Here is a 16,522-nt window from a genome sequence, read left to right as displayed (position 1 = left end):
TATGCACAACCTCTTTTTAATCTGTAGATATACCTTTTCGCTGCATTTGTCCCCATTCTGCTTTTTTGGTGAAAAAGACAATTAAACCTTCAATACGCCAAATAACCATAATTGGACGGTACCAGAAACTCTCGGTTAGTGACCAAAAGAACAGCTTCACCAAATGAGAGACTTTCGGATACTTATGCATAGTCATCTCTTCCATTAGGACAGCAAGCGATGAAACAAAGGAGCCATACATGACCGTTACCAGGAATAGGGTGAAGACTACTGCAGGGTCGAGGAAGTCAAATAACAACCCAAAAATAATCAGTAAATATCCGATGAATTCGAACACTGCTCCAAGCAATTCCACAAATAAAAAATAAGGAAATGTGACAAAGCCAATGGTACCAAACCTTGGATTAAAGAGCATTTTTCGATGTGTATAAAGCGTTTCAGCTAAACCTGTTTGCCATCGAACACGCTGCGACCGTAAATCATTGAAAGACTCAGGGGCTTCTGTCCAGCAGACAGGATCCGGTATATATTCAATCCGGTCTGCCAGTTTTTCCTCACGAATCATTCGCTGGAGCCTGACGATCAATTCCATATCTTCTCCAACAGTACCTTCTTGGTAGCCGCCAATATGAATCACCTTGTCCTTACGAAAAACTCCGAATGCCCCCGAGATAATCAATAGCTGATTGAATCTGCTGAATCCCAAACGCCCAATCAAAAACGCACGGAAATATTCTACAATTTGCATGATGACCAAAGGTTTACTGGAGAGCTCAATCACTTCTATTTTGCTTCTGGCTATCGTTGTGCCATTTGCAACACGGATGGATCCACCAACAGCAATAATTTTCCCATCTGCCGCAAGGATAGGTTTCATTGCTTTTAATAATGCATCTTGTTCCAATATGGAATCCCCGTCAATCGCACAAAAGAACGGGTAATTGGCTAAATTAATCCCACTGTTTAATGCATCTGCTTTACCGCCGTTTTCTTTGGAGATTACGACTAAATTAGGGAATATGGGGGATTTATACACTTTACGGATAGGCTTAGTATGGATATGCTTTCGAATTGCATGATCCACCACTACCAATCCGTACTCGTCTATCAATTTGGAAAGAGTTTGATCCTTGGAGCCATCATCCACCACAATGATTTCATATTGTGGGTATTGCAAAGTCAATAATGATCGGACGGTACTGATGACCCCAATCTCTTCATTATAAGCAGGAACAATTATGGAAACGGGTATCGTACTTTCACTAATAGCCAAATCTTCCAGAGTCTCTTTCTTATCCAGTCTGCCTTCCCTTAACACTTTCCGTAAAGACAGTAGAAATAAGACAACATAGCTTAATGCCGTAAAAGACATATAAATGATAATCATTAGCGCAAAAAATTGAAACAACCTAATCCAAATATCAGACATAAGACGGAACCTCTCTATCTAGCTTTAAACACTGAGATGCCATATCTCTGGCATACGGATCAGGGTGGCTTTGTGAAAGTTCAAGCAGCTTGCTCTCACCAAACGTTTGCAATATAGCATCTGCTGTTGAATAGCGAACCCACCAAACAGGATCTCCAAGAAACTCACTAAGTTCACTTTCAAATTGTGGTAGGGTCAATGCGCCTACAATTTTTGCTGCAAACATCCGCTCTTCCCAAATTTCGGACTTGAAAAATGGTTCCAGAAACTTGGTATCTGATAAGTAGCTCATCCTGAAAATTGCTTTCAATGCTTGAATGCGCATTTCCGGAAGTTCATGAAACAATTTTTCCTCAACGAGTTGCAAATATTCCAGTTTCTTCGAAAGCCCAAAATACATTAACAAAGAACTGACAGCTTTTGAACTGCCATGAAGCGAAACATACTCAACTGCCTGTGGGATTACATCGTCAGGGAAGCGAGTAAACGCTGATAGAAAAACTGTTTCAGTCGCTGATTGATCTTTTTCTAAATACGCTAAAATGGACAGATCGCCTATGGCTGCCAAGGTGCGTATCAATTGCTGCTTTTCTTCGTCATGAATTTTGATTTCTTCCAGTCTTCGTTTAAGAATGGGCTGTAAAGATTCCATTCGAAAATTTTCTATATAATATAGTGCATTTACACGAGCCGGCCAAGCCCCAGTATTCAGTACTCTTTTATAGTATGAACTTAAATAGTATGTAGCGCTCTCGCGGATCTTGTGCTGCAATCCTTCATCTGTTGTAATCGCCATACTATCACTGAACAATTTCTCTGCAACACGATACTCTTCAGGGGGAAGAGGGATATATACATCTTGATCATTATATAAATACTGAATAAACAAAGGCATGGTTTCTTTGTAAATATGGTCTTCATGCATTTCTCGCTTGCTTTTTTTCATTTTCTTGCTTACTAAAAATAACAGCAGTAGCAGCTGGGAAAGAGCCAAAACAACAAATAGAATGATAAAAAAAGTAAGTAGGATATTCATAGGAATAACCTATTGACTAGACGCTGGATACGGGCCAATACCTCTTGTGGATGAAAAGGTTTCAGCATGTAGTCATCTGCGCCCGAATTGAGGGCGTGCAAAATATCTTGGTTATTTTTTCTGTCAGTCAACATAGCAATTAGCACACGTTCGGATTGCACTTTTTTCTTCACAATGTGTAGGACTTCTAATCCGTCCATTTTGGGCATTACACCATCCAGCATGACAACGTGATAATCCTGTGGTGTATACCAATTTGATTCCGAAAACTCAAAGCCGTCATTGTAGCAGTGGACACTAATATCAAAAGTATCCGATTGCCATGCAGAGAACTGCCTTTCAAGTAATGCTCGAACCATCGCATCATCATCAACGATATGTATCATTAAGCGGCTAGCGAGGGAACTGGCAAACGAATTTTCATCATACACATGAATGGAATTTCTGCCTGCTTTTTTGGCTTGTTGTAAAGCACGGTCAGCCTGCTTCAGCAAAGTTCCGTCGATATGAGTAGAAGGAAACCATTCTGATATCCCAGCTGAAAAGGTGATATTCCAAAGATCTCGCATCTGTTCAGCGATATCTTCTACGATATTTGCAGCAACAATAGCTGATTTATGGCGAATCAATAAGACAAATTCATCACTACCAAAACGGAATACGTCTATCTTTGTACGTAGGGTCTGTTGGGCAATCTGAACAAAAGATTGTAGCACTTCATTTCCTTTTTGCTGGCCATAAATATTATTGAAATCTTTAAATAAGTCGAAGTCAATGAGAGCAATTGAAAAAGATTCATTGGATATTTTGTAGCGATTATAAAGAGAAGACTTGGTTATATAAAATTGTTTCCTGTTGTATGCACCAGTTAATTCGTCAACGAGTAATTTATTCGTAATCGACTTTCTAAAAGCCACGCGGTTTAATATAAAGGGAATGAAAATATCCAAATCAATCGGTTTTCTGATAAAATCTATTGCCCCTAGTTCATATGCGCGTATTCGATTTTCTTTTAATTGATTGGAAGAGATAATCGCGGTTGGTATAGATCGATCTCGTGAAATATCTTTGATTTCCAGCAATACATCAAATCCACTTTTATCGGGCAGGTTTGCTTCAATAAGAACGAAATCTGGATTGACGGTATGGAAATATTCAATTCCTTTTGAAGCGGTCGTTGCAATTAAAACAGAAATAGAATGTCGGTCAAAGGAATCTTTCATGTCCATGACAAAATCAATATTTGGGTCAATAAGTAAAATTAACACCTCATCCCGATGTTGAGATTTAGATTCAATTAATGGAATGTGTTGATCCATATTGTGCACCTCCAAACTTTGAATGTTAAGTATAACAAAATAGAGTAAATAGAAATACATGTTAGTATGGGTCAGGAAATCTATTAAATCGTTAAGTAGCAGGCAAACCATTTTGGTGACAACGATAGCATAATGGAAATATATATATCATTTAGCTTTTGATAGAAGAAATGGTGACTCAACATATGCTAATAGGATAAGTACTAGATTGTTAGATTGGTTGACAGATAATTTATGTTGTTGTAGACTGTTGATGTTGTTGAAAGACTGATTTACACAATTGAATACAACCTCACTTATATGGTGAGGTAGAGGCGCGATATTTAACAGTCCTTAGAGGAGTTTGAGAAAGCTTTGATACTAGGGAGAAGGAAATGTCGCCGAAGTGAGTAATATTTCTCGGTATTACTTGCTGGGTCTGTAGTTAAGAACTGCAGGACTGTCTCAATAAACGTCCCGGTTTATTGAGGTGTGCTATCTCATTTGGGAAAAGTAGAGGATTTAGGGCAACTATACATATTGCGACCTGAGTTCATCTCAGGTCTTTTTTTTGTGGAGTTGGCCTTTTTAGTCTATAAAGACGATTTAAAACATATATCAAACAAAAGGGGAGAACTAGTCATGAGAAAAAAATCAGCCATATTTTTAACGATATTCCTTTCTACCATTTTGCTTTTAACAGCTTGTGGGACAAGCAGTTCAGAGAAAACAGGTTCATCAGAAAAGAAAGATCCATTCATAGTAGGAATGGAAGCAGGATATGCGCCATTCAACTGGACTCAAATGGATGATGCAAATGGCGGAGTGAGAATTGACGGAAATGCTGAATACGCAGGTGGCTATGACGTTGAAATTGCAAAACGAATCGCTGACAAGCTAGGTAAAGAATTGGTCATTGTCAAAACGGAATGGGACGGTCTTGTTCCAGCATTGGTTTCAGGCAAGATCGATGCCATCATTGCTGGCATGTCACCAACAGCTGAACGCAAAGAGTCAATCGATTTTTCGGACAACTACTATACTTCAGAGTTGGTCATGGTTGTTAAAAAGGGCGGGAAATATGAGGGCGCCGCTTCAATCCATGATTTCAAAGGAGCAAAAGTAACGGCACAATTAAATACATTCCACTACTCTGTGATCGATCAAATCAAAGGTGTGAAAAAGCAGACTGCTATGGATAACTTCCCGGCGATGCGTGTAGCACTTGAATCAGGAATGATTGATGGATATGTATCGGAACGCCCAGAAGGAATCAGTGCTTCCGCAGCTAACGACAACTTCGCTATGGTTGAATTTACAGATGGTTTTGAGACTTCTGTAGAAGACACGACAACTGCAGTCGGATTGCAAAAAGGCAGTGACTTGACAGAAAAAATTAATGAAGCACTTGCAGAGATTTCAGATGAAGAACGCCAGGAAATCATGGATAACGCAATTAAAAATCAACCGGCAGCACAATAAGTAACAACGTGATACCGGCTGCAATAGCAGCCGGTTTTACGTTTTCCAAGGAGGACAAAAATGAGTACTGAGTGGATTATGACGATTTTATCTAATAACTGGCCGATGTTCATTCGTGGAGCAGGTATGACACTCTTGATTTCCATTATCGGGACAATTCTTGGGGCAATCATTGGATTGCTGATTGGTGTCATCAAAACGGTTCCAATGCCTGAACGAGGGGCTAAAAAATGGCTATTAAAAATTATTAATACAATTTTATCTGTGTATGTTGAGTTTTTCCGCGGCACGCCAATGATCGTGCAAGCCATGGTTATCTTTTATGGATCGGCCCTGGCATTTGGCATCAGCATGGACGTATTGTCTGCGGCCATCTTCATCGTATCGATCAATACAGGAGCGTACATGGCAGAGATTGTCCGTGGGGGAATAGTGTCCGTCGATAAAGGCCAATTCGAAGCATCTCAGGCAATCGGCATGAATCATTTCCAGACGATGATCCATGTCGTCCTGCCGCAAGTCATTCGCAACATTTTGCCGGCAACAGGCAATCAATTTGTCATCAATATTAAAGATACGGCTGTACTTAACGTCATTGGCGTTACCGAATTGTTTTTCCAAACGAAATCAGTGGCCGGAAATAACTTCAGGTATTTTGAATCGTTCTTTGTTGCCTGTGTCCTGTATTTCATCATGACATTCACCGTCACATTAATCCTTCGATATGTGGAACGGAAACTGGATGGACCTAAAAATTACAGCATGATCGGAATGCCGGAAAATGTACTTGGTACAGCAAAAAACGGTAACCGATAAGAAAGGAGAAGTTCACATGGAAGCAGTTATTGATATACAGCATCTAAGCAAATCTTTTGGATCCCATGAAGTATTGCGCGACATTGACTTCTCGGTAAATAAAGGGGAAGTGGTCTGTGTCATTGGTTCTTCGGGATCTGGAAAGTCCACTCTTCTGCGTTGCATTAATCTATTGGAAAAACCGAGCGGCGGACAAATCATTTATAATAATGAAAACATTTTGGATAACAAGCATGATATCCATGCTTACCGAACAAAACTCGGAATGGTCTTCCAGCAATTCAACTTATTCAACAATCATAATGTCCTCAACAATTGTGTCATTGGACAAGTAAAAGTTTTGAAACGCTCAAAGGAAGAAGCGGAAAAAATTGCGATGAAATACCTGAAAGTTGTTGGAATGGACCGATATATCAACGCGAAACCAAGCCACTTGTCAGGTGGACAAAAACAGCGTGTAGCAATTGCACGTGCACTGTCAATGGAACCAGACGTCATGCTGTTTGATGAACCAACATCAGCACTAGATCCTGAGATGGTAGGAGAAGTTCTTAAAGTCATGAAAGAACTTGCTGAAACAGGCCTTACAATGCTAATCGTCACGCATGAGATGGAATTTGCAAAGGAAGTTTCAGACCGTGTCGTATTTATGGACAAAGGTGTTATTTGTGAAGTGGGAAGTCCAGAGCAAATTTTCAATAATCCAACGCAAGAACGTACAAAAGAATTCTTAAAACGAACATTAAAAAAGATGTAAATTAATCTTTTCTAAATCATAATTACATGACAAAAAAGGGATATCCGATTACTGGATGTCCCTTTTCTTATTGTCTCTCAAGTGCAGCAAATCTATGATTTTTATCGTTGAATATATTAAATGAGTTTGATTTTGATGTTGCGCTTAATGTGAAATCACGATTTGATTGAGGCTTTTATATTTATTTTCAAATAAAAATCATAGCTATTTCTTTTTTGGACATCTTATTAGAAAGAAAATGTTGTATGAGGTGATATCTATGATTATTGAAAGGTCGTCTAAGTGGAAAGAAGGCTTCATTAATCGATTGGAAAATCGTGAAGCTTGGGATAACTGGACGCTATATAAGATGAGTTATGACGTAGTAAAGTCGAACTTGATTACCGAATTTACCGGTCTTCAATCTCCTAAATATTTACCTAACCTGACACCATTGAAGCATCAACTCGAAGTCGCGGAAACCGTGATAGAACGCATGAATGGTAAAGCAATTCTCGCAGATGAAGTGGGGCTTGGCAAAACCATTGAAGCCGGTTTAATTATGAAAGAGTACCTCATCAGGGGACTTGTGAAAAAAGCGTTAATATTGGCTCCAGCTTCTTTAATCAATCAATGGGTGCAAGAGTTGAACCACAAATTTTATATTCCAGCCATTGCTTATCGAAAGAACTATGGTTTAGATCATTACAGTGTCGTCGTCATGAGCATGGATATGGCTAAAAGGAGCCCACATAAAGAACATATCTATGAGCAGGACTATGACTTAATCATCATTGATGAAGCACACAAATTAAAGAATCATAAAACAAAAAACTATGAGTTTGTTCAAGATTTAAAGAAGAAGTTTTGTTTGTTACTGACGGCCACGCCCATTCAAAACAATCTATTTGAATTATTTCATTTAATCTCCTTGCTGAAACCTGGACATCTCGGTGATTATGAGACGTTTCAAGCAGCGTTTTCCGCAAGTAAACATAGCTGGGAAAATGATGACTTCTTAAAAGAATTAGTGAATCAAGTGATGGTCAGAAACCGAAGACAGGACACAGGAATTGAATGGACCAACCGACGTGTTCAAACCATTCCGATTCAGTTTACCCCACAAGAAAAAGAAGTCTATGAAATGATTTTGGAACTGAAGAATATATCCCCTGAATTTTCGAGTGCATTCACGATGATTACACTGCAAAAGGAAATGTGCAGCAGTAAGGAAGCTACGTATTTGACCTTAAACGAGATGCGGCAAAAATGCACCGATTCAAAGGCGGTTCTTTATATAGAAGAAATCATTCAAAAGTTGGTGACGCTCGAAGTCAATGCAAAAGCTGAAAAAGCTTATGACATTATTACCGAGGCAAATGATAAAGTCATCTTATTTACCGAATACCGAGCCAGTCAAGCATATTTACAATGGTATTTACATTCTAAAGGAATCACAAGTGTCATCTTTAATGGGAAGTTCAAGGCGAGTAAACGAGACTGGATGAAGCAATTGTTTAAAGACCACGCACAGGTGCTGATTGCGACTGAATCTGGTGGAGAAGGGATTAACCTGCAGTTCTGCCACCATGTCATCAACTACGATTTACCTTGGAATCCGATGAAATTGGAACAGCGCATCGGACGTGTTCACCGGTTAGGTCAGGAACATGATGTTCACATTTACAACTTGGCAATTGAACAAACCATTGAGAAAGATATCTTAGAGTTGCTCCATGTCAAAATCGATGTATTTGAGAAGGTAGTGGGTGAGCTAGACAGTATTTTATCCACATATAAACAATCCATTTGATTTGAGACATCTAGAGGAGGAATCATATGTATCCACAACAAATCCACGAATATTTAGTGAGGTTTTTTAAAGAAAACAATTGCCAGATCGTCAAAGAACATGACCACTACATCACTGTTCAATTAACCATCGATATGGACAAAAAAATCATGAACCGCCCATATTATTGGCAATACATCGAAAATACAAACATTGTTCCGAGTCCGGCTCAAATAACGTTGATTACTGATCAAAACAAATTGGAGGAAGACATCAAAGGGGAAGTTGTGCACTTTGGTTCTCCATGGCTTAATCATATATTTCAAGCAACTAATGATCTGGGTTCATTTGTCCACATGTATGAACGGGTATCCGGTAATCCAGGTTCCCAACCCATATTAACTCCATGGTTAGGCGTGAACTATAAAGTATCGTATTACAGCGATCAGACGAAGGAAATGCTGTACTCTTTAGGTATTAATTTGATGACAGGGGAAATGAAACATAGTTTTCAGGAAGAGATAAGTGAACTGGATTTGGATTCCACCATGCCGAAAAATGCCTTTGACTTAATGTATATTATTAAACCAATAAGAGGACTAGAGCGATTGGATGCTGCAATCGAAAGCCTTATCCAGCATGACGACCACACATGGGCGGATGAAGCCAAAAGTAGATGGCAAAAGGACCGGCAAGTGCTGGAACATTTTTATGAAGCGATGGATAACAAACCGGAGTGTTACGAAATGGAGAAAAAAGCAATGGATGAGCAGTACCAAACGCGAATTAACATCGACGTAGTAAATGGCGGATTGTTCTATATGCAATCATAAATGCTGGAATCTAACTCAATGTTATTTCCCAAGACGTTATCAAAAAGTAAATGGACTTAATACAAAAAAGGCAGAGTTGTTTAACCCGTTCAGTTATCTGGTACACAATCTAAATTAAACATACAAAAAGAGCCCAAATTCGCATTGAATTGGGCTCTTTTAAAATGCCTATATAACAGGCTTTTTTAATGATTAATACATACTATATTCACCGTTTTAGCAAAGTGTTGCTAAATGTCTGTTAATTGCTTGAATGGAAATATAAAAAAGATAGTAAATGTAAATACCGAACGCAAAAACATCCAGACAAAAGGCAGAGTGTTTGCACCTAATATTTATAAGTGTTATTAAACTAAGAACCCGTTAGTTGAAGAAATTTATTGTAGAGTTGAACAAAACTGTTGATTAAGAAATCTTTTCTTCTCGTTCTTTTATATTCATATAGAGAAGAATACTGAGCCAGAAAATTGCACCAATTGTACTGGTAATAACTCTCAACAACTGAGTTTCATCAAAACCAAAAAGCAAATGTCCTAAAGTATATAAAGCTGACAGAACAATAAACCATCGAAGTAATATTTTTTTCATTGCTAGTAACTCCTTATTTCAAACAAAAAATGCCGTACTTATGTAAGTTTACCTCGGTCTGCTTTCATAAGGAAGATAGATTAAATTAACACAATCGTTAATCAACGATTCTACTCTTTGAACTAACCTGCGCCGTTAGTCTAATAAATACAAAATCTCAATACCTAATAAATATGTAAAAGGAATTAAAATTAAATGGGCAAAAAATATCATCCAAGTCTGTTTATTATTTCTTCTAAATTTCATTTTTCTTTTAAAAATGAAATTCAAAACAATAGTACCTACAATTGTTACGAAAATAGAAAAAATATACCATACCATATCTGTTGTTTTTTCGGAAATTTGAGGGCTCTCTGTTGCAAAAGTCAGCATTAAGAGTAAAGGAATGCTACTTGGGTAAACAAGAAAGTAAGATAAAACATAAGGTAAATATTTTTTTGTTGCTTTGGAATTCATTTAAGTATTTCCTCCATATTAAACGGGTTATAGTTAAACAATTGTGTCTGATGTAATTATAATAAACTTGGTACTAATAATTTCTATAATATTATTAGTACATTATTAACCTAAACTGCCCCGTTAGCCATCCATGCAGAAAAAAACGCTGCACCACAGATCAAGAACTAAATATCACTTATTTGACTTGACTTCCAATCAAAATGTCTTTTAACTGGTCAACACTTTTGACAATATAAGTAGGTTTTGAATGACTTAGTTCTTCAAATGAACCATATCCATAAGTTACTCCAATAGAGTCAATACCGTTATTATTTGCCCCAATGATATCGTGCTTCTTGTCACCGATCATAATAAAGTCATCTAGCTTATGCCCATTGTACATATCGAGTATGTATTGAATAATCTCTGTTTTTGCTGTTCTTGTTCCATCAAGATTACTTCCGACAACAAGGTCAAAATATTGGTCAATATTAAAATGAATTAGTATTTGTTCAGAAAATATAGTAGGCTTTGATGTTGCAACAACTAAAGTGAAATTTAGGTCTTTCAATGATTTCAATAGTAACGATATATTTGAATATAACTCATTTTCAAACATCCCCATCTCTCTAAACCTTTCTCTATAAAAATCAATTGCTTTTTGCGTATTTTCCTCATCGAAATTGTAGTATTCAGCAAAAGAATCTTGAAGTGGTGGACCAATGAAACATTCAAGTTTATCAATATCAGACTCAATAATGTGCATTTTCTGCAATGCATATTGAACAGACTTTGTTATACCTACTTTAGGGTCTGAAAGCGTTCCGTCTAAATCAAATAAAATTATTTTGTATTTGTCCATATTAAACTCCCCTTTGTATCAAATTCCAACTTAGGTTTATCATAAGAATCTTTAAAAAAATCATGCGCTTGTTGAACTACCCTGCCCTGTTAGTTAAGTAAGAAAAAGGCTTCACTCCTAATTGAAGTAAAGCCCCCGTTAGCACAATAAGAAAGGATCAAAGAATGATCCTTTCTTATTGAACATTCTATCGACCTATCTCTCGGTTATATTTTTTATAACTGCCATTTCCTTACCAAACCTATCACCATTATCAATAAATCCCAAACTCGAGTATAAATTATGTGCTCCCAAATTTTCAGGGTGATAGCCTACAACAATTTTTTGGGCGTTCGGTAATTTAGCCATCTCTGAAATCATTAACTTAGTTGCAGCTTTACCTATCCCCTTGCCTTGGAATTCCTTATCCACCATTATTCTATAAACCCAATAAGCATCAAGTTCTTCTTGAACAGAATTGTACATCAAAAAGCCAACTACTTTTTCTTCAGCGTAAATAGCATATGGCTTTAATGTAGGCTCAAACTTTGACTGAGCTATTGATATAGCATTGGGCTCAATGTATTCTTTTTGTTCTGTTGATACCTCTAATTCACAACAGCCGTACCAGTTTTCTGCATTTAATTCTACGATTTTCACATTTTCTGTACTCATAATTTTCCCCTTTCAAAATTCGGGGCAACGCTAAACAACTTTGTTAATTAGTCGTTATCCCCTTGTAGTCATTAATAATAAAAATTCTTTTGTTTGTCATAATGAACGCCTCCTCTAACGCCTATTTCCTAAAAATTATATCAATGAATTTTTAGATTTTTTAATTATACTATTTTTTCCCATTCTTTCTTGTAATAATTTTACGTTCTTCTTGAACTAACCGGCCCCGTTAGTCAACCAAATAGCTTAATAATAAATCTTTCAAGGCTCGGCCTTTAAAGTTTTTACTGGGTCTGCTTTAATTTGCTAATCAATATATCTATTTATTATATTTCCATATATTTGTTATAAATCTTTTTATTATTAAAATCGAGCAAAAAAAAAGCACTGCTAAAAGCAATGCTAATTTGTATGTTTATATGACATTAATTGCATAGTTATTTAAACTTTTGTACCAGAAAACTGAACGGATTAAGAGTTGTTTCCTCTGTCTTTTTTGTGTGGAAGAAAAAGAACTTAATTAAGTCCGTTTAATAAACCAATTCAACTCGATTTCTAAGCGCAATGAGTATTCATTTAAAAAGACTTCTTTAAATTCTTTATAGCCATCTTCACCTAAAATATGCGTAAAGTATTTTTTTACCGTGTTGTATTCACCAACGGAAACCCCTTGAACTGTAAATTCTTTAATAGGGTAGTGCTGCAAAGATCCGTTATCTACCAATGCAATATATTTCTTATATGTTGCAAAAGTGTTGGTTGCGTAATGTTTCATTTCAACTTGTATATCTACACGGGTTCCGCTTGCTTTTTTAAATTTAATTGTTACTTCACCCATATCATTCTTAAAAGTAGACTTCGTTCCATCAAACGTATAATTAATCAATTTTTATTACCTCCGCAATTGTTCTGTTGCAATCCTTACTTTATCACAGAACAAGATAAAAGAGCTCACACCCTTATGTCCCATTTATTCCCAATTATAAAGAAGGTGTTTGAACATTTAATGTGGAATAACTTCTATAACTAATATGAATGGGTAAACAAAATCGAACAAGTTGTAAATTATTGTTGCATGTAAATACTCATGAATTTCATCATAAGGGTAAGATTGCGACGTCTCCCTCAGGAATTATGTACCTCCAAATACAGATGTGTTAGGCACTGAAGATTAGAGAAAAATAAGTGACACTTCGTTTTATTGAAAACTATAGGATACTCAGTACGCATGATGATCTAAAAGGAGCAAGAATTGATGACACTATTAAATAGATTGCAAAAAGGGGATAAAATCGGTATTTATTCGCCTTCATCACCCATCACATATTCTTCACCGAAACGCTTTCAGCGGGCAAAAAGCTTTTTAGAATCTAAAGGTTTTGAGATTATTGAAGGAAATCTTACAGGAAAGCAAGATTATTACAGATCGGGGACCATCCAGGAGCGAGCCGACGAATTAAACGAACTTATTCGAAACCCGGAAATTAAGATGATTATGTCGACAATAGGCGGTACCAATTCCAATGCGCTGCTACCGTACCTTGATTATGAAGCTTTTAAGAAAAACCCGAAAATCATGATAGGGTATTCTGATGCTACCGCCATCTTGCTCGGTATCTATGCCCAAACAGGAATTCCAACATTCTATGGACCTGCTCTGGTGCCTTCTTTCGGAGAATTCGAACCATTTCTTGACCTTACATATGATTATTTCAAAGAGATGTTAATCGAAGAACAAAGTCTTCCTTATATTATCCCTACACCGTCAATTTGGACGGATGAACCTTTAAACTGGGAGGTTAAAACGGGTGATAAAGTACAGAGGGATAATGAATGGGTATGTGTGAATGAAGGTGTGGCGCATGGCCGATTAGTAGGTGGTAATTTAAATGCGATGTATGGCATTTGGGGAAGTCCATATGTCCCGGACATCCAGCAAGGGGATATTATCCTGTTAGAGGACACGATGAAAACGGCATCCGTCGTCGAAAAGAATTTCACTCTGCTCAAGCTGAATGGTGTATTTGAAAAAGTTTCCGGCATTCTATTGGGGAAACATGAATTATTTGATGATCAAGGTACTGGAAGAACTCCATATGATATTTTGCTCGAAGTGATGGGGAACAAGGACATTCCGATTCTTGCAGATTTTGATTGTTGCCACACGCATCCGATGCTGACTTTGCCTATTGGCATAAACGTGGAGCTGGATGCAACGAATAGAAAAGTGAAGATTATGGAGAAATGGATTAAGTAGATAAGCTAGCGTTGCTTTTCGTTCAATTCAAAATAGAGATGGAGGACTTAATAATGAAGCCTATTACTACACCTGACCTTTCAACAAGACCGTTCAATTTAGTGGTTGACCGCATAATGGATGCATCGCCCGATGTACTGTTCCAAGCGTGGACTACACAGATCGATCGTTGGTTCGCTGTACCAGGAAGCGTCATCATGCAGGGAGAAATCAGCACGTCCTTCTTCTTTGAGACTGCCTTTGACGGTCAACGTCATCCTCACTACGGAAGGTTTTTAAGGATCGAGCAAGACCGTCTTGTCGAAATTACTTGGGTTACTGGGGATGGAGGAACAAAGGGCGCGGAAACCGTTGTCACAATAGAGCTAGAGCCAAATGGAGATGGAACACAAATTCGTCTTACGCACGCAGGCTTTATAGATGATGAGTCAAGAAACGGACATAAAGATGCTTGGCCGATGGTTCTTGAACATCTAGACAAGTGTATGATGGAACGTTCTTAAGGTTCAAATACAATAAACATCTTTTGATAGGGGCAATTAATAATGAAACCTAGATTAAATTACTTACTCATAGTGTTTGCAGTTTCATAAGCATTTTATCTGATATTCGGTACGTGGATGTCGATAAAGGGATTTTCTCTTAACCATGGATGTGATTCATTTCATTCTTGATTACTCTCCAGATTTGAAGAGGTATTTTCTTTCGTTACAATTGCTTCTTGAACTAGCATGCCTGCCATTGACATACAATAGCAAAAGCGGCACGTTTTAAGTGCCGCTTTTTTGAATTAATATTACCTATAAGAGTCATGAGTTGGGCTAAACAAGTCTTCATCTGAATTTCTGACAACAGAAAAGTGTTCGACATTATAATGACCGTGAAGAGTACGATTATGATGTTTAATAATTTGTTCTGCACTTAAAACATCATTATCATTTGTTGAATGCCCATCGCCGACTAATGTAATATCCAAGCCACTGATAGTAGCTGTTCTGACTGCACTATCTATGCAGTGTTGTGTTTTACAGCCCATAATAACAACATGTTTAATCTGTTGAGTTCTTAAATGATTCAGAAGACTGGTCCCGTGAAAGGAATTCGTCGCTGACTTATCGAAAATTTTTGCATCCGTGGGTACATTGATTTCATTGTGAACTTGAAAGCCTTCACCTTTCCCCTCAGAAACATCGAGATCTCTTACAAACACAACTGGGACATCTGCTTCGCTTGCTTTTTCAATCACTTTATTGATATTCCTAATAAGTTGCGCTTTATTAAAAACTGCACTTTCTTTCTGATTCCCATCAATTAATTCTTGTTGAGCATCAATGATTAATAGTGTTTGATTCAAATGATTTTCCCCTTTCAAAATGTAGGGAAACGCTAAACAACAATTAGTTAGACGTAATCCCCATATAAATTTTCATGCTGACATTTCTTTTGTTTGTCATACTATCATCCTCCTCGGCAAAAATTCGTCTATAAATTAATATTTTTAATTTTTAGACTATTAAATTGTATCATGTTTCTTCTATAATAATAAAGTTACAATTGCGATAGGCGAGAAAAAGTGTAAAGCAATCTGTTTTTCGTTTTTGAACTCCCATGAAAGGGCAGTATCTAATATAAGTAGGACTACTTCAACGAGACATGTTAGTTCAATATCACCTCCCGTGTGAATTTTACTTCCTTCTTATTAAATTAACGACTAATCGGTAAGCTACTAAGACAGGTCTTTTCTTATTGAACTAACGAGGCAGGTTAGTGAGTCTACATTCATTATCGTTTTTTCTAGCTTAATTATTTACGCATCACATTGATCATAGTCGCTACATGTTATTAACTCTCAAGGAGTTCAGAGTATATGCTTTTGAATAATATTAAGCTAGGAGATTGAGTTTCTGAAATAAGATTAGAAAACTTTTAGTATTGTGTTGACTTTTATAAGTCAGGCTGATATATTTATAAAGTTGCTGATTTGAAAGCGACAAAGTGAAAAAAGAATATCAAAACTTTTTGTTGACATAGCAAACAGGATTTGATAAGATATAAAAGTTGCCATTACAACAACGGCAAACAAATGAACCTTGAAAACTGAACAGCAAAACGTCAACAATAAAGCGGAACACACTTCGGTGTGGGAAGCGAAACTTGAACTTAATTGTTCATTTTAAAACGTCATTAATTTGACGCCAGCAACAAAGTCGAGCTAATCGACTCACCTATTATGGAGAGTTTGATCCTGGCTCAGGACGAACGCTGGCGGCGTGCCTAATACATGCAAGTCGAGCGGAATGA

16 protein-coding genes and 1 riboswitch are annotated in these 16,522 nt (G+C 37.1%); of the genes, 7 read left to right on the top strand and 9 right to left on the bottom strand.

Annotation, left to right across the window (positions count from 1 at the left end; genetic code table 11):
* Positions 1–16: 16 nt before the first annotated feature.
* The 3 genes from HMPREF1210_RS10600 to HMPREF1210_RS10590 are packed head-to-tail and all read right to left on the bottom strand — an operon-like array spanning position 17 to position 3,784.
* Positions 17–1,429 (bottom strand): glycosyltransferase, encoded by a 1,413-nt coding sequence (locus HMPREF1210_RS10600; RefSeq protein ID WP_016428678.1) that lies wholly within the window; start codon positions 1,427–1,429, stop codon positions 17–19.
* Entirely contained in the window at positions 1,422–2,465 is a 1,044-nt protein-coding gene (locus HMPREF1210_RS10595; protein ID WP_016428677.1) for a HEAT repeat domain-containing protein, read from the bottom strand. Before HMPREF1210_RS10595 ends, HMPREF1210_RS10600 begins: the two co-directional genes overlap by 8 nt.
* Positions 2,462–3,784, bottom strand: coding sequence for a response regulator (locus HMPREF1210_RS10590; RefSeq protein ID WP_016428676.1), 1,323 nt, complete (start codon positions 3,782–3,784; stop codon positions 2,462–2,464). The genes HMPREF1210_RS10595 and HMPREF1210_RS10590 overlap by 4 nt, the downstream gene beginning before the upstream one ends.
* A 301-nt stretch (positions 3,785–4,085) precedes the next feature.
* Positions 4,086–4,269, top strand: a riboswitch (Lysine riboswitch).
* 136 nt (positions 4,270–4,405) lie between these two features.
* Here HMPREF1210_RS10590 and HMPREF1210_RS10585 point away from each other — a divergent pair.
* From HMPREF1210_RS10585 to HMPREF1210_RS10565, 5 genes are all read left to right on the top strand, one after another.
* Positions 4,406–5,245, top strand: coding sequence for a transporter substrate-binding domain-containing protein (locus HMPREF1210_RS10585; RefSeq protein ID WP_036659550.1), 840 nt, complete (start codon positions 4,406–4,408; stop codon positions 5,243–5,245).
* Positions 5,246–5,305: 60 nt separating this feature from the next.
* Positions 5,306–6,061, top strand: a complete 756-nt coding sequence (locus HMPREF1210_RS10580) for an amino acid ABC transporter permease (protein WP_016428674.1) — start codon at positions 5,306–5,308, stop codon at positions 6,059–6,061.
* 16 nt (positions 6,062–6,077) lie between these two features.
* A complete protein-coding gene (locus tag HMPREF1210_RS10575; RefSeq protein ID WP_016428673.1) occupies positions 6,078–6,818 on the top strand; it encodes an amino acid ABC transporter ATP-binding protein in 741 nt (246 codons plus the stop codon).
* Positions 6,819–7,077: 259 nt separating this feature from the next.
* Positions 7,078–8,610: a DEAD/DEAH box helicase gene (locus tag HMPREF1210_RS10570; protein ID WP_016428672.1), complete on the top strand. Its 1,533-nt coding sequence runs from the start codon at positions 7,078–7,080 to the stop codon at positions 8,608–8,610.
* A 26-nt stretch (positions 8,611–8,636) separates the two neighbouring features.
* The gene (locus tag HMPREF1210_RS10565; RefSeq protein WP_016428671.1) at positions 8,637–9,422 is read left to right on the top strand and encodes a YqhG family protein; all 786 of its coding nucleotides are present in this window, start codon (positions 8,637–8,639) and stop codon (positions 9,420–9,422) included.
* 405 nt (positions 9,423–9,827) lie between these two features.
* Here the strand turns inward: HMPREF1210_RS10565 and HMPREF1210_RS10560 are convergent, their stop codons facing one another.
* The 5 genes from HMPREF1210_RS10560 to HMPREF1210_RS10540 form a co-directional block, all read right to left on the bottom strand.
* A complete protein-coding gene (locus HMPREF1210_RS10560; protein WP_016428670.1) occupies positions 9,828–10,010 on the bottom strand; it encodes a hypothetical protein in 183 nt (60 codons plus the stop codon).
* A gap of 135 nt (positions 10,011–10,145) precedes the next feature.
* Positions 10,146–10,466 (bottom strand): hypothetical protein, encoded by a 321-nt coding sequence (locus HMPREF1210_RS10555; protein WP_016428669.1) that lies wholly within the window; start codon positions 10,464–10,466, stop codon positions 10,146–10,148.
* 178 nt (positions 10,467–10,644) lie between these two features.
* Positions 10,645–11,310: an HAD hydrolase-like protein gene (locus HMPREF1210_RS10550; RefSeq protein ID WP_016428668.1), complete on the bottom strand. Its 666-nt coding sequence runs from the start codon at positions 11,308–11,310 to the stop codon at positions 10,645–10,647.
* A 195-nt stretch (positions 11,311–11,505) separates the two neighbouring features.
* The gene (locus HMPREF1210_RS10545) at positions 11,506–11,964 is read right to left on the bottom strand and encodes a GNAT family N-acetyltransferase (protein ID WP_016428667.1); all 459 of its coding nucleotides are present in this window, start codon (positions 11,962–11,964) and stop codon (positions 11,506–11,508) included.
* A gap of 520 nt (positions 11,965–12,484) precedes the next feature.
* Complete coding sequence (locus HMPREF1210_RS10540) at positions 12,485–12,850, bottom strand: hypothetical protein (protein ID WP_016428666.1); 366 nt, start codon at positions 12,848–12,850, stop codon at positions 12,485–12,487.
* A 369-nt stretch (positions 12,851–13,219) separates the two neighbouring features.
* Between HMPREF1210_RS10540 and HMPREF1210_RS10535 the strand changes: the two genes are divergently transcribed.
* Positions 13,220–14,221, top strand: coding sequence for a S66 peptidase family protein (locus HMPREF1210_RS10535; protein WP_016428665.1), 1,002 nt, complete (start codon positions 13,220–13,222; stop codon positions 14,219–14,221).
* 53 nt (positions 14,222–14,274) lie between these two features.
* On the top strand, positions 14,275–14,724 hold the full coding sequence (locus HMPREF1210_RS10530) for an SRPBCC domain-containing protein (RefSeq protein ID WP_016428664.1): 450 nt from the start codon (positions 14,275–14,277) through the stop codon (positions 14,722–14,724).
* 293 nt (positions 14,725–15,017) lie between these two features.
* Here the strand turns inward: HMPREF1210_RS10530 and HMPREF1210_RS10525 are convergent, their stop codons facing one another.
* Positions 15,018–15,575, bottom strand: coding sequence for a cysteine hydrolase family protein (locus HMPREF1210_RS10525; RefSeq protein ID WP_016428663.1), 558 nt, complete (start codon positions 15,573–15,575; stop codon positions 15,018–15,020).
* Positions 15,576–16,522: the final 947 nt, after the last annotated feature.

The sequence above is a fragment of the Paenisporosarcina sp. HGH0030 genome (assembly GCF_000411295.1).
Taxonomy (GTDB): domain Bacteria; phylum Bacillota; class Bacilli; order Bacillales_A; family Planococcaceae; genus Paenisporosarcina.
The sequence above is the reverse complement of the archived record's forward strand: the minus strand, read 5'-3'. Positions and strand labels throughout refer to the sequence as shown.

Bases quoted from the DNA above. Each gene is read 5' to 3' on its own strand.
- HMPREF1210_RS10570 (WP_016428672.1), top strand. From the start codon at position 7,078: ATGATTATTGAAAGGTCGTCTAAGTGGAAAGAAGGCTTCATTAATCGA.
- HMPREF1210_RS10580 (WP_016428674.1), top strand. From the start codon at position 5,306: ATGAGTACTGAGTGGATTATGACGATTTTATCTAATAACTGGCCGATG.
- HMPREF1210_RS10560 (WP_016428670.1), bottom strand. From the start codon at position 10,010: ATGAAAAAAATATTACTTCGATGGTTTATTGTTCTGTCAGCTTTATAT.
- HMPREF1210_RS10575 (WP_016428673.1), top strand. From the start codon at position 6,078: ATGGAAGCAGTTATTGATATACAGCATCTAAGCAAATCTTTTGGATCC.
- HMPREF1210_RS10545 (WP_016428667.1), bottom strand. From the start codon at position 11,964: ATGAGTACAGAAAATGTGAAAATCGTAGAATTAAATGCAGAAAACTGG.
- HMPREF1210_RS10565 (WP_016428671.1), top strand. From the start codon at position 8,637: ATGTATCCACAACAAATCCACGAATATTTAGTGAGGTTTTTTAAAGAA.
- HMPREF1210_RS10550 (WP_016428668.1), bottom strand. From the start codon at position 11,310: ATGGACAAATACAAAATAATTTTATTTGATTTAGACGGAACGCTTTCA.
- HMPREF1210_RS10585 (WP_036659550.1), top strand. From the start codon at position 4,406: ATGAGAAAAAAATCAGCCATATTTTTAACGATATTCCTTTCTACCATT.
- HMPREF1210_RS10595 (WP_016428677.1), bottom strand. From the start codon at position 2,465: ATGAATATCCTACTTACTTTTTTTATCATTCTATTTGTTGTTTTGGCT.
- HMPREF1210_RS10535 (WP_016428665.1), top strand. From the start codon at position 13,220: ATGACACTATTAAATAGATTGCAAAAAGGGGATAAAATCGGTATTTAT.
- HMPREF1210_RS10555 (WP_016428669.1), bottom strand. From the start codon at position 10,466: ATGAATTCCAAAGCAACAAAAAAATATTTACCTTATGTTTTATCTTAC.
- HMPREF1210_RS10590 (WP_016428676.1), bottom strand. From the start codon at position 3,784: ATGGATCAACACATTCCATTAATTGAATCTAAATCTCAACATCGGGAT.
- HMPREF1210_RS10600 (WP_016428678.1), bottom strand. From the start codon at position 1,429: ATGTCTGATATTTGGATTAGGTTGTTTCAATTTTTTGCGCTAATGATT.
- HMPREF1210_RS10530 (WP_016428664.1), top strand. From the start codon at position 14,275: ATGAAGCCTATTACTACACCTGACCTTTCAACAAGACCGTTCAATTTA.